At 42.4% G+C, this 12,514-nt stretch carries 10 protein-coding genes and 1 pseudogene; 6 read left to right on the forward strand and 5 right to left on the reverse strand.

The genetic code is table 11. The annotated features are described in order from the left end of the window. Nucleotides 1–476 precede the first annotated feature (476 nt). The 3 genes from ACL2XJ_RS03070 to ACL2XJ_RS03080 all read left to right on the forward strand — a co-directional run bounded on the left by ACL2XJ_RS03070 (nucleotide 477) and on the right by ACL2XJ_RS03080 (nucleotide 3,452). Nucleotides 477–1,484: a hypothetical protein gene (locus ACL2XJ_RS03070; protein WP_013576003.1), complete on the forward strand. Its 1,008-nt coding sequence runs from the start codon at nucleotides 477–479 to the stop codon at nucleotides 1,482–1,484. Between the two features lie 270 nt (nucleotides 1,485–1,754). Next, nucleotides 1,755–2,372, forward strand: a complete 618-nt coding sequence (locus tag ACL2XJ_RS03075; protein WP_055773908.1) for a LysE family translocator — start codon at nucleotides 1,755–1,757, stop codon at nucleotides 2,370–2,372. Between the two features lie 291 nt (nucleotides 2,373–2,663). Continuing rightward, entirely contained in the window at nucleotides 2,664–3,452 is a 789-nt protein-coding gene (locus ACL2XJ_RS03080; protein WP_413725597.1) for a hypothetical protein, read from the forward strand. 167 nt (nucleotides 3,453–3,619) lie between these two features. Here ACL2XJ_RS03080 and ACL2XJ_RS03085 read toward each other — a convergent pair whose 3' ends face one another. From ACL2XJ_RS03085 to ACL2XJ_RS03100, 4 genes and pseudogenes are all read right to left on the reverse strand, one after another. Continuing rightward, nucleotides 3,620–4,747: a DUF3800 domain-containing protein gene (locus ACL2XJ_RS03085; protein ID WP_413725598.1), complete on the reverse strand. Its 1,128-nt coding sequence runs from the start codon at nucleotides 4,745–4,747 to the stop codon at nucleotides 3,620–3,622. Between the two features lie 415 nt (nucleotides 4,748–5,162). Further along, nucleotides 5,163–5,738 (reverse strand): annotated as a pseudogene (locus ACL2XJ_RS03090) (transposase); the annotation flags it as partial. Nucleotides 5,739–5,822: 84 nt separating this feature from the next. Next, nucleotides 5,823–6,713, reverse strand: a complete 891-nt coding sequence (locus ACL2XJ_RS03095) for an integrase domain-containing protein (RefSeq protein ID WP_413725599.1) — start codon at nucleotides 6,711–6,713, stop codon at nucleotides 5,823–5,825. A 909-nt stretch (nucleotides 6,714–7,622) separates the two neighbouring features. Beyond that, a complete protein-coding gene (locus ACL2XJ_RS03100; protein ID WP_413725600.1) occupies nucleotides 7,623–8,870 on the reverse strand; it encodes a DUF3644 domain-containing protein in 1,248 nt (415 codons plus the stop codon). A 218-nt stretch (nucleotides 8,871–9,088) separates the two neighbouring features. On the opposite strand from ACL2XJ_RS03100, the gene ACL2XJ_RS03105 reads away from it, so the two are divergent. The 3 genes from ACL2XJ_RS03105 to ACL2XJ_RS03115 all read left to right on the forward strand — a co-directional run bounded on the left by ACL2XJ_RS03105 (nucleotide 9,089) and on the right by ACL2XJ_RS03115 (nucleotide 11,621). After that, complete coding sequence (locus ACL2XJ_RS03105; RefSeq protein WP_187514483.1) at nucleotides 9,089–9,646, forward strand: recombinase family protein; 558 nt, start codon at nucleotides 9,089–9,091, stop codon at nucleotides 9,644–9,646. A 287-nt stretch (nucleotides 9,647–9,933) separates the two neighbouring features. Next, nucleotides 9,934–10,356, forward strand: a complete 423-nt coding sequence (gene umuD, locus ACL2XJ_RS03110) for a translesion error-prone DNA polymerase V autoproteolytic subunit (protein WP_047609079.1) — start codon at nucleotides 9,934–9,936, stop codon at nucleotides 10,354–10,356. Beyond that, nucleotides 10,356–11,621, forward strand: coding sequence for a Y-family DNA polymerase (locus tag ACL2XJ_RS03115; RefSeq protein ID WP_187514484.1), 1,266 nt, complete (start codon nucleotides 10,356–10,358; stop codon nucleotides 11,619–11,621). Before umuD ends, ACL2XJ_RS03115 begins: the two co-directional genes overlap by 1 nt. On the opposite strand, the gene ACL2XJ_RS03120 is transcribed toward ACL2XJ_RS03115, so the two are convergent. Next, the gene (locus ACL2XJ_RS03120; protein ID WP_187514485.1) at nucleotides 11,618–12,325 is read right to left on the reverse strand and encodes an SOS response-associated peptidase family protein; all 708 of its coding nucleotides are present in this window, start codon (nucleotides 12,323–12,325) and stop codon (nucleotides 11,618–11,620) included. The genes ACL2XJ_RS03115 and ACL2XJ_RS03120 overlap by 4 nt on opposite strands. Nucleotides 12,326–12,514: the final 189 nt, after the last annotated feature.

A 12,514-nucleotide genomic window follows, 5' to 3' on the forward strand; every position in this document is an offset into this window, starting at 1 on the left:
GTTTGCAAAGGTTAACAGATTTAACACCGCCCGAAAGCGCCATCTCTCAGGTCATGATGGCATTGGCATGTGATTACCCGAAGGCGTTCCTCTCAAATCACCGGAACATTGGCAGTTGTCAGAGACAACGTAAGCAAATTAATCGTACACAATCCCCTCATCTCCGGCAATAGCGTCAACGTATAGATTTTCCCACGTCGTACTATAAGCTGTATTAGCTCAGACTTGACCTGATACAACAGGGGCACAGAGCCAAACCTAATCTGAAAGGCCGCTCTGTGCCAAAAGCGGACGCATTGTCTTTAAGCTCAAGACTGACTTTTCTTGTGTAGTCTATTATTTTGCGCATTTCGCCCCCTTTAAATCGGGGAACCATATATAAATAAAAATCTGATAGATAAATGATTCTTGACTTTAGCTCTTTGTCACTTTAAAAGAAATGTAAGCCTATAAAATTTTATAAAGGAAGCTGGCTCATGTTGCAGCAGGATAGCCTTCAGCAAGAAATCATTGCATCTATTAAAAAATCACTCACTTTCGATATCCTATATCAAAGAATAAGACCTGACATATCAAAATTCATCAATGCCACCTCAAAGCTATCCTTAAAAGGCCTCGATGAATGGGAACGATTAATTCGAGCAGAGATTTTCTATTCACTTCGACAGTATAGTCAGAAGCAAAGTGATAATGATTTCCAGCAAGTTGGATCACTCAGATGGATGGACATATGTAGCGCTGATGGTTTCAGACGCGAAAGAGCGCTAAGGACACTATCTGGTGGTGCACCAAATAGTTTTTTATTAGCTTTAGTTGTTCGTAAGCTAAATGACTGGGTTCCGCAGGTAAGAGCTGCAGCCCGTGATGCTTTGCCATTGGTTGCTGAAGAATCTGACCCTGAGTTTATTGTTGATGTCTTATTTATAACTCTTCCCTACTGGGATTCCTGGGGGAGAATGGAAGATATCGAGAAAGAGGTACTCATGAAAGTGGTTATGATGGAGAAAGTAATTAATGCTTTAAAAAAACGGCTTCTAACATCCTCTTCAGGGCCTGTTGCTACTATATTTTCGCAGGCAGGACGCACAACAGCTCTGGATAAATTTTTAGCTGAGATTTCAGAAAAATCAATTCAACCCTCCCTGCGAGCCAAAGCGTATCGTTGCCAGTTTGAAAGTAAATTTGTTTGGGCTGAAGGGCTGACATGGCACTGGATTGACAAAATATACGGCATACAGCGACGCATCCCTGCTTTAAAAGAACGAATAATACCTACAACTCGCCCCTTTATTGATACTTTGAGAATGGCAACAACCGACCGCTCACCAATGGTTCGGCGTATAGCTGGCGAAATGCTCATAAAAGAATTGAATAACATCGGTGATGAAGCATTCAATCTGGCAAATATATTGGCTTCTGATAGGTCGCCATCAGTAGCAGAACGCGGAAGATATGCATTAGCCGACTTAGAAAAACGAAACTGACCATTCACACACATACATTGGTATGCCTGTGGCCAATTAAGCGATAATACATATTATTTGCTATGGGTTTATCCGCCAACATCTGTGAGAACGATTGCGGACTTCCGCTACTCGCTCTCAGCAGACCTTCAGCGTCAGGTGTTTGTCTGCTGTGTGCCAAAGCGGACGTTGTTGGCATAGTGTTATGTTGTTAACCGGGAGAAGTTCATAGGGTGTGCGGTTCGAGCAATGAGGGAGCTGTCTGACACTAATTAATGATGGAGAAGATGAATGACAAGTGATTTGATCGCGGTTTCTGCTATTGGCGTAGCTATCCTGTTTGGTGCAATGAGCCCGGGAGTTAGCTTTCTTCTCGTCGCCCGAATGGCCATGTCCAGTTCGAGACGGGCGGCTTTATCTGTTGCTGCAGGTATGGGTTTTGGTGCGTCTGTTTTTGCTGCCATAGCGTTAGCAGGTCTTCACACCCTGCTGACTCTGGTCCCATCACTTTACACAGGACTTAAGGTTGCAGGCGGTTGCTATCTTTTATGGCTGGCGTTGAAAATGTTTCGTCGTCCTTCAAATCGTTTTAATGATTCTGCCGGTACAGAGGAAGTAAGCGTTTCAAAAGCTTTTATGACTGGCGTTTTTACGCAAATCAGCAATCCCCATACTGCGCTGGTATTTGCCAGTATTTTTTCCGCAGCGCTTAGCAAAAATATTCAGCCTGTTATGTACATCATCCTGCCCACAATGGCATTCGTTATTGATGTGCTCTGGTATGCAGTCGTTGCGTGCTTATTATCAACTGACGGGCCACGTCAGGCTTACATTAAATACCGTAAGTTTATAGATAAACTAAGCGGAGGCGTTATGGCCTTTTTGGGAATACGACTGCTGTTGAAGTGAGACTGACGAGTACGATGTCGTCTAGTGATACGAAGTGTTCATGTGTAATGGTCTAATCATTTCGGACATTTTGTTAGAGATCTCTGAGTCGATTGAAGTCTAAGGTTGTCAGGGCTGCAACAGCAGCCCTGTGCCAAGAGCGGACATTGAGGATATCGTTTTTTCATTAGAAAAGTTGAAGTCACAATCTTACGAGTTGACTTTGACATTTAGTTAAAGAAAAATCATCCACTGCTGATATAAAACATCACTCAGTTTATTGATTGATAATATATTGTAAGAGGAGATGGTATGGCTTTATTTGATAATAATCTCAGAGATGCACTTGAAAGATTAATCGATGTGGCAGATATGGAAATTAGGAAAGATTTTTATAATGGCTACATTGTTGACGAAAATGATTATACTTCAAATTTGACTTCACATATTAGAAGGATAATTAATGCCGCATTACCTTTAAGTGTTTATACATTCTCCCAAAAACTGCCTCCAACTCAAGAGCGTTACTGGGGGGCAGATGCTATGGTTGTGTTAATAGACCATAATTTAAATCTCGGTAAGATCTGTTTTTTTGAAGCAAAAACAGATCGTCAAAATTGGGATTACTGTCAAACATCCACTACAATATCCCATTTTTCAACGCAACTTGAAAAACAAGTCCGTGCTATAAATCTTGAATTTGCTGTTTGGGAGCAATTTTATACTAAAAAAGATATAAATGCGCCTCATCAAGGATATAGAAATCAAGAAGGTTCAAGTTGTATATTTCATGAGTTGGCCTACAATTTACATGCTCCAGTACCGAACACTACAATCTGGACCGATTCTAATGTGGATTATTTGTGTAAATCGCAAAGGCAATCATTTCTACCAATCACGATGGGGGAAATGATTCGTCACATATGTGAATGCCATTACGGTTCCCCCTATCCAATCAGTCATATAATTAATTTCCTCAGTGAGAAATTGTATATTAGCGATATATTGATAATTGAAGGCGGTTATCCCCCGAATAGCAAAAATGAAGAAAGTCATATAAGTACTATTCTAGAAAAAATAAAGAAGGTTAATTGCGACTAACATAAGCTTTAATTTCACATCTATCATATGAAGAAGTGTTCGTCCTGTGCCAGTAGCTGACGTTAATTCTCTTAATAATATGACGATTACAAAACTACAATTAAAAATAAAAAGAGGCGTCATATAATACCTCTTTTTATATTTTTGTCGATTTTCTATATATTAAATTATATCCGGACGTTAGGGATGGCACGCTCCCTAATAAGTTCAATTGGCATGACATAATTTATCCCTACGGGGTTTTTATTGCTGGGGAATATCCCTTCAATTAATGATGCTGCCACGTGGTATCTTTCGTCAATATATTTACTGTTAAATAATCTATCTGAAGTATAGCGTACTACAAATCCTGATATTATATCAGCGATCTGAATCCCAATCTCTTTCTTAGAATCTTCAAATGTCATAGTCGGTATACAATGAATAGAGTAATCAACCCCTTTAACATTGGGTGCGACTATGTTAAATCTTGATAAGTTAGATAAATTCCCATGCAGAATGCTGTCCAACTGAATTTGTGTATCATGATGCAATTTTATTTTTGAAATTTTTTTGTTGTATTTTTTATTTAGTCTTAAAACTATATTGATCAATGACGATGTATGAGGAAGTAACCATATCAATTTACCAGATTTAGACTTATCAGGAAGTGGTAAGAATCGTAGAACAGCATTATCACCTTCTTTCTCTTTAAAAATACGATAATCGTCTAATGTCATATCCAAGCATTCTATTAGCAACTCATGATACTCAAACTTATCTTTATTATTAAAAATAGAGTCTTTTGTATTGGAGAAAGATATTCGTAAGTTATCCTCTGTTGGGTTTAAACAACAGTCTATATATCTCTCCAAAGAAGAAGTATCTTCTAAAGCAGTTAAATCTTCTGCAAACTTGTTTTTGAATATAACATCAGATGCTAACTGAGCTTTAGACCAGGTATCTCTTGGGTAGAAATAACCAGGATCTATTTGATAGTATGATATATTTGTTGCTGTGAAAAATTTTTTATCAACTAACTCTATAAAAATCGGAGCTTTAATCTCACGCAATTTTGTAAATAACTCAATAACAAACTCAATGTTGTTGGGAATTAAGTTTTTACTTTTTAGTTCATCACCCTGTATTTTATGCTTCTTTTTAAGTGCGCCAATGAAAGTTGATAGAAGTATATGGTTGTATTTCGTAAGGCCTATGGCTGTAAGCGCAAAAAGTCTTTGGTTATAGTAATTGAAATCATATTTATCACTAATTAAATCACCGGTATGGCCACATTCATCAAGATAGTAATTCATACTTCACCCTCAATAATTAAACACCAAATGACCTATTGCCAGTTGATTAACACGCGGTAATATTAGTGATTTCCCCATCGTGCCGTGAGATCAGCTGCAAACTTACTTTTCTCGCTCATGGTTGACCTTCAACCTTACATGAACGATATGAACGTCCACGGACATTACCTTTATCGCCAGTAAGTCTCTAAACGACCTCAATTGCGTCTGGATCACCATGCCAAGCCATGCAACTTAAACAATCGCCATCACAATCAAAATTCAGTGTTTTGGGCATTTTGCTCATTGGCTGGCTACAGGTCTGGTAATTGTCTAATTTCACTGGAAATGAAACCCTTTTTAGGTTTTCAGTTCAATGTTGCATAACATACCACGGTTAGGTCCGCTTCACGCCCTGAGACATTCGACAAGCTTTTTATGGCTTCAGTAAGGGCAAGTGTCGCGCTTCGAGAGCCAGCAAATATTTCGCTTCGTCGTACCGGGTTCTGGTCTTCCAGCAGCGGTAAATGATCCTTATCCATTTGAAGGCCAGAGCCCGGATTGCAGATTGGTGAGATTTTCCTTTTTCTCGCAGTCCCTGATAATACAGCCTGGCCCAGTATGATGAGGTAACCGTCTTGGCAGCCCATTCAACAAAGGTCTGCCTGACGAACTTGGCACACTGCCATCGCCAGTGAACCCAGGATTTCTGGCCACTTCGTTCTGTCACCGGTGCAATACCTGCGTAGTTTTGAATTTCTTCAGCCCTGTTAAACCGGTCACGGTTATCACCAAGTGCAGCAAGCATCCGTGGGCCCATACACGGCCCCATGCCCGGAAGTGATTTGAATAGCCCCGCATCTGGCAATGTGTCAAACAGCGCTTCGATTCGTTCGTCATAGGCTTTGATGATTTCACTCACGACTTTAATTTGTGTCGCCAGTGCTGTTGCCATCAAAGCATTAGCCTCTATAACACTCGGGTCTGTCGTCAATGAGATCGCGTTATCTAGTCGGGCATGTTAACGTCACCCTCATAGGTATACTTCCAGAACACGCACCCAATAACCGAATGCGCTGCACAAACGACAACCTTTTTACTTATCGCTCTCTACCTTATTATAAACACGAGTCACGTAATGCCCCCGACCGTCTCCATGGCCTAAATCCATGGACACTAATGCCTCGGCTTCTTTCTGGCTGAATCCCTTGTCTAAATGGTATTTCATGGCATCTCTTGAATAAGCATATCGCAAACTGTGGGGAGCATATTTACCGACCAGACCGGCCTCTCTGACAATATTGCGGTATCGTTCAATGGCAAGGTGGATCCCCGCTTTATCTATCAGTTTCCCGTTGTTATTTTTCATAAAGCGTATTGCATTATTTACGACGCTAAGCAAAGTCTGGCGATCAATTATCGTCGTATCGCGAGGTCGCCCCCCTTTCGTACCGAAGACGATCCTGACTTTTTCCTGGTCACTCTTAAGTACCTTTTGCCAGGTCATTAATGACTTAACAGATTGCATCGTTTCTTCCGTACGTAAACCAAGATGACGCGATAATTCCACGGCGATCGCAGCACCCGCATCGACTTCACGAATTTTATCAAGAGTCTCTTTATATACATCATCAGGAATAGCGACTTTGGTACCCTCTCGGCTGGTCCCTGAAATACCTAACGCCGCGTTGCTTAATTTCTCATGCTCTGGATTAGCCATAAACGTTTTACCCGCAGTGCGAAGTATCGCCCGGATTGCTGCCATTTCATTTTGCAACGTACGTTTGGATATGTTCTCTGAAAGCCGGCTTTTCATGTAAAGCGCAATATGCTGTGTTTTCAAGTTCCCGGCATCGCGAATTTGAATATTCATTTTTAATAAACGGTCTGCCAAACGATCGGCTATTTTCATTCTGTCGGAAACGGTCTTAAAACTGCCTCCCGCCTGGCGAGCAAGTGTGACCAGGCTTTTATTTAATTTCGCCATAAACACTCCAAATTGACACAAGGTGAGTTAGGCATTCCGTCCCGGTGAACGGAATGCCTAACTCACCGGCTCCCCGGATACTTCAGTTAAAAACATCTCACCCCGACGACACGGTTAATTTTGCGCTTCCTGCGTCTCAACAGACATCTGTGCATCGGGGCGGCGAAATGTTGAGTTCTTGCGAGGCTCCCCAGGTCTCAGACCTGTTCGCGGCTTACGCCGGGCTGATTTACATCAGTCTACCTCCACACACCAGTTTCCTGGTGTCGCCATCGATGTCGTGTTGATTTACCTCCTCTAATTTAAAAGTTGTCTTCATCCGAGTTTCCGCTGATAAGACAGTTGGTGGGTGATTAATGACCTGAATGACAGTTAAACGATCTGTTATGCGTTTTAAAACCGTCACTACGTGTTGGTCAGATGGTAGAAATGTTGTTGAAGTGGCAGTACGTCAGTGCTGCCGGTTGTGCGCTGCGCGCGTCACTTGGTACTCGTTTCACTCGAACGCAAGTGACGCCGCGCTCCTCTGCTCTCAATGCGTACGTGGAAGATGCCAAATGTTCCAATTGGCATACCCACGGTCCGCAAATCTCGCAACCGGTAGCTGACGTCAAAGCATCAAATCGAAGTGAAACTGCAGTGAAAATTGCAAAACGTAATTGCGTAAATATCAGCAAATTGAAGTAGAAGAGACCTTACCGCGATCCAATCGCGATCCCCATTCTCAAAGGTTGACGGGGGTACCGCCCGAAGGCGCCACCTCTCAGGTTAGGGTGGCATTGGCAGTGCGATCACCCGAAGGCGCCCCTCTCAGATCGCTGGGGCATTGGCATGTTGCAGATAGCAACGTTACAACACTCACATCTTAGATCATTTAGAGAAGGATTTTCAAGAATTAAGCGCTCCTTACTAGGAGCGAAGAACTTTTTCTAACTCAGTTTTATCTTTATAAACCTCATGAATAAAGCGTACCCATTCTTGGCAATATAAATATCCATCGAAACCTTCGACATAGCCGCTATATTTTCCTTTATATTTTTTATCATTACCACTCGGCCTGGCATCATAATATTTCCAAAATTTCGTATGAGTTGTAATGTTAAAGTTTCTCTCTTTTCTTTGTACTAATGCAACAACTCGCGTCGGCTTCAATTTGAACTGATTTTCCACGTTCTTTATAAATGCAATCCCAGACTCGTATGTTTCTATTTCCTCCTCACTGAGATTACTAACATTTATGAATTCAATTGCCAAATCTGATTGCTTGGCATTTTTGCCCACCAAGGGCACTAACAATGCCCTAAGCCTATACTGTTGGCTTTGGACTATTTCATCTGACAGTTCACTTTTATAATCCTCCATGAATTTTTTAACAACATTAAAATTCTCAGTCTGGAATTGTTTAATTGCATCAATTTGTGCCTGTTGGGTTGCTCTCGTCAATTGCATTGCAAGAGCTAAATTAATCATCAAAGCACTCGTTTCACCAAACTCTTTTATAACTAAGTTCTCAAAGTTATTTATTGCAGCTTGGCATTCGCCAAACGTTAATAAATCAACAGCGGGTAGTCCTCGATGCTCTATTATGTTTCTCAACCCAATAAGGAAGATTAAGTTTGCCTTTTCGGCAGATTCAACACCAGGCCAATACTCTTGACAACAAGTTTTTAACTCCCAAGCTTTCTCTTCGCCATCGACTAATTTAGGCCTCCCATCTTCTTCGAGATAATTATATGGAGTACCATTTTTGGCAAAAATAGCATGGAATAAAGATGTGTACGCTATAACAATGTTAACAATGAAACCATATGTTTTAAATTCAGTAAAAGGGTTGTTATATGTAGCCACAGCGAGTAGCGCAAACTCTCTGGCCTTTTTTAGATTAATGCTTCGCTCTGATTGCGGAATTGAATCCATATTCTTTTGGGTATTAACATGACGAAAATCTTCCTTGCTAAGATATTTTATCCCAAGAGTTGTATATTGTTCCCCATCTCTAGATATAAATTTATTCCATGTTTTTGTAGGATAAGTCTTGCAGGTTTTTACTTTCCATCCAGTAGCCGCCGCCAATTCTTCTATGGTAAATGACTCTTGGTTCCGTTCTCTCAAAACCAAGAAATCATATGCTAAGTCCACTTTATCAAACTTGCTCATTCTATCTCTCCCTAACCTAACAGCATTATTGCACCATGATAAATTTTGTACGTTTGGTGCTCCATAGGTAAAAAAACGAAATGTCATATTAGGTTCTATGAGTTCAAGCAAATTGTGTCAACAAAATATTTTCAGAACCCCAGATACACATCTTTGATGATCTCTTAAGACATCACTTTAGAGTACACCCCAATATGACATTTTTAGAGGGGAAACTAATGCAAGGGCAACGAATTGGTTATGTACGCGTTAGTTCTGAAGAGCAATCTGTTGAGCGCCAACTGAATGGGCTCCACCTTGATAAGATTTTTATCGATAAGGTTTCTGGGAAAGATACTAACCGACCAGAGCTGAAGCTTTTGCTATCGTTTGCCCGAGAAGGGGATACCATAATAATCCACAGTATGGATCGACTTGCCAGGAACCTTGATAATCTACGCAGCCTGGTAAAGGAATTAACTGCCAAAGGCGCACGAGTCCAGTTTATTAAAGAAGGGCTGACCTTCAGCGGCGATGATTCACCGATTGCCCAACTACTTCTTTCGGTGATGGGTGCATTTGCTGAATTTGAACGTTCGCTCATCAAAGAACGGCAAAGAGAAGGGATCGATTTAGCAAAAAAGCGTGGCGTATATCGAGGACGTAAAAAAACTTTAGATGCGCAGGGAATTGAGAAGATAAAACAACTGGCCTCTGAAGGTCAGAACAAGACTCATCTCGCGAAACAGTTCGGTATAAGTAGAGAAACCCTATACCGTTACATCCGTAAAGTATAAAGTTTAAGCTCCGATAACAAACTAACTTGCTGTTTAAAATAATTATTTTCAACAGACTCGATTGCATCTTGAGTGAGATCAATAATTGCCATTCGTTAGTTTGGCTGATGAGCATGAAATCTAAGGTAGTAAAACCGCATATGGAATGCCCTATCCTGCTGTAGAGGCCTCTTAAATTCTTTCCTTGTTGATCATCAACCTAAGATTTTTCTAAATCACCGCGCTTCACAATCTAAAACACTCATGATTATACTGTATGCATAAACAGTATAATCGTGAGGCGCCTTATGACCGTTTTTTATCCAACCCCGGACCCATTGAAACTTTTGATACCTTTTTTTCAGGACAGGGTTCAGGCAGGATTTCCTTCGCCCGCGCAGGATTATATAGAAAAAGGCATTGATTTGAATGAGCTTTGTATAAGTCACCCCGCAGCAACCTACTTTGTCATGGCGACTGGCATGTCGATGGTTGATGCCGGAATCTACGAAGGATCACTTCTTGTCGTAGACCGCAGCCTGCAGGCAAAGCATGGAGATATCATCATCGCATCTCTGGCAGGTGAGTACACGGTCAAGCGCCTTTGCTTGCACCCGGTTGTTCAGCTCATCCCTATGAATCCTGATTTCCCTCCGATAGTTCTTCATGACGGTGGGGATGAGCTGGAAGTTTTCGGCGTTGTCACATTTAGCATCAACGGGTTTCAATAATGTTTGCGCTGGCGGATGTGAACAGCTTCTATGCCAGTTGCGAAACGGTGTTTCGCCCTGACTTACGCGGACGACCTGTCGTCGTTTTAAGTAACAACGATGGTTGCGTAATAGCTCGCAGTATGGAAGCAAAAAAATTAGGTATCCGTATGGGCGATCCATTCTTCAAGATGCGTGACATCTTCGAAAAGCACAAGGTTGTTACATTCAGCAGTAACTACGCGCTTTACGCAGACATGAGCTCACGGGTTATGACCGTTCTGGAAGAAATGTCTCCAGCCGTGGAAGTCTATTCAATAGACGAAGCATTCATGAATCTGCAAGGGGTTAGTAATTGCCGGGATTTAGAAGAGTTTGGCCGTGAAGTGAGGGCCAAGGTTCTTCAGTGGACCGGTTTGACCGTAGGCGTTGGAATTGCCCCGACTAAGACCCTCGCCAAACTTGCTAATTATGCTGCAAAGAAGTGGACAAAGACCGGCGGTGTCGTTGATTTATCGTTACTTGCTCGTCAAAGAAAACTGATGGCTCTTGTCGAGGTTGGTGAGGTTTGGGGAATCGGACGCAAAATTTCAAAAAAGCTGAACGACATGGGAATTAAAACCGCACTCCAGCTTGCAGATACGCCTACGCCGCTGATCCGCAAGCATTTCAACATAGTTTTAGAGAGAACTGTGAGAGAACTACGTGGGGAGCCTTGCTTAGAGCTTGAGGAGTTTGCTCCAACCAAGCAGCAGATCATCTGCTCACGATCGTTTGGCGATAGAGTGTCTGAATACGACTTAATGCGTGAAGCAATCTGCAGTCATGCAGTACGTGCAGCAGAAAAGCTTCGTGGAGAGCATCAGTACTGTCGCCATATTTCAGCATTCGTCAAAACGAGCCCATTTGCCGTGAATGAGGTTTACTACGGTAAAACAGCTGGCACTAAATTACAGATACCGACACAAGATAGTCGGGATATCGTTGCCGCCGCAACCAAATGCCTTGATGCGATCTGGCAGGACGGCCACAGGTTCCAGAAATGCGGTGTGATGTTAGGGGATTTCTACAGTCAGGGCGTCGCACAGCTTGGTCTTTTCGATGAGTACAAGCCGCGCTCTAACAGTGAGCAATTGATGGCTGTGCTGGATGGCATCAATCACAGCGGAAAGGGACGCGTATGGTTTGCCGGACAAGGTATTCAGAAAAGTTGGGAGATGAAGCGTCAGATGCTCTCGCCAGCTTACACGACACGCTTCAGTGATTTGATGCGCGTAAGAGTCTAAACCAGCGGGTCAGATATTTGTTCAATCAGCTCCGGGCCGTTGTTCCTAATGCTTCCGACCTTTTTCATAACAGGATGCCAGGCGAATCTTGAAGGCGATACGGACTCCTTTTCCGCTATTTCCAGCGCGCGCTCAGGAAGAGTGTCTCCGTCCAGCCATTCCAGCGCTTGTTCGGGATCAAGTACGAGCGGTCGGCGGTCATGGATATCTAATAATCCTTCATCGCTTGCAGCGGTAACAATCACAAACCCGTCATCCTCAGGTGTTTCTGCCACATCAGGGTGATACCGGCTTATGGCCGCTAAGAATAATGGTGTATGTGATTTGTGGTAGATAAAATAGGGCTGCTTAATTTTCGCATCAGTAGGGCCTTTCTTCCATTCATACCATCCATCTGCCATCACAATCGCGCGGCCGTGCTCAAAGAGTGGTTTAAACATCCGGCTCGTTGCAACGGTCTCAACACGAGCATTAATCATCGGTGGCCGTTTTGACTCCTTCGCCCAGCCGGGTTGATATCCCCATTTAACAGGATCGAGATAGATTTTATCGTCGCGCTGATTGAGTAGCAGAACGCGTGTACCAGGCGCAACATTGTAACGATCGAGTGGGATGTCATCCAAGCCACTGGCGATCTCTTTATCGGGCGAGAGGACTTCAATGTAATGAGATCGGGGTTCGTATTGAGTGAAGCGTCCACACATATGAAATCCTCCATTAACGGATATTAAGTATAGACGTTAATAAAATTTCGAGATGCGTCATCCCTGATCAGAAGAAGATGTACCTCCCTTGATTTCACTGGTGCTAAATACGCCGTCCATAGATATTTCTTTTTACTGCTACAAACTATGGCAAGGCACTGACTTGAGTCTATTCGCCGGCCATGATAT

This window comes from Sodalis sp. RH16, from assembly GCF_047324245.1.
Lineage (GTDB): Bacteria > Pseudomonadota > Gammaproteobacteria > Enterobacterales > Enterobacteriaceae > Acerihabitans > Acerihabitans ligni.

What these genes read in the sequence shown, in the direction of transcription:
- ACL2XJ_RS03070 (WP_013576003.1), top strand. Translation starts at nt 477, where the DNA reads ATGTTGCAGCAGGATAGCCTTCAGCAAGAAATCATTGCATCTATTAAA.
- ACL2XJ_RS03075 (WP_055773908.1), top strand. Translation starts at nt 1,755, where the DNA reads ATGACAAGTGATTTGATCGCGGTTTCTGCTATTGGCGTAGCTATCCTG.
- ACL2XJ_RS03080 (WP_413725597.1), top strand. Translation starts at nt 2,664, where the DNA reads ATGGCTTTATTTGATAATAATCTCAGAGATGCACTTGAAAGATTAATC.
- ACL2XJ_RS03085 (WP_413725598.1), bottom strand. Translation starts at nt 4,747, where the DNA reads ATGAATTACTATCTTGATGAATGTGGCCATACCGGTGATTTAATTAGT.
- ACL2XJ_RS03095 (WP_413725599.1), bottom strand. Translation starts at nt 6,713, where the DNA reads ATGGCGAAATTAAATAAAAGCCTGGTCACACTTGCTCGCCAGGCGGGA.
- ACL2XJ_RS03100 (WP_413725600.1), bottom strand. Translation starts at nt 8,870, where the DNA reads ATGAGCAAGTTTGATAAAGTGGACTTAGCATATGATTTCTTGGTTTTG.
- ACL2XJ_RS03105 (WP_187514483.1), top strand. Translation starts at nt 9,089, where the DNA reads ATGCAAGGGCAACGAATTGGTTATGTACGCGTTAGTTCTGAAGAGCAA.
- umuD (WP_047609079.1), top strand. Translation starts at nt 9,934, where the DNA reads ATGACCGTTTTTTATCCAACCCCGGACCCATTGAAACTTTTGATACCT.
- ACL2XJ_RS03115 (WP_187514484.1), top strand. Translation starts at nt 10,356, where the DNA reads ATGTTTGCGCTGGCGGATGTGAACAGCTTCTATGCCAGTTGCGAAACG.
- ACL2XJ_RS03120 (WP_187514485.1), bottom strand. Translation starts at nt 12,325, where the DNA reads ATGTGTGGACGCTTCACTCAATACGAACCCCGATCTCATTACATTGAA.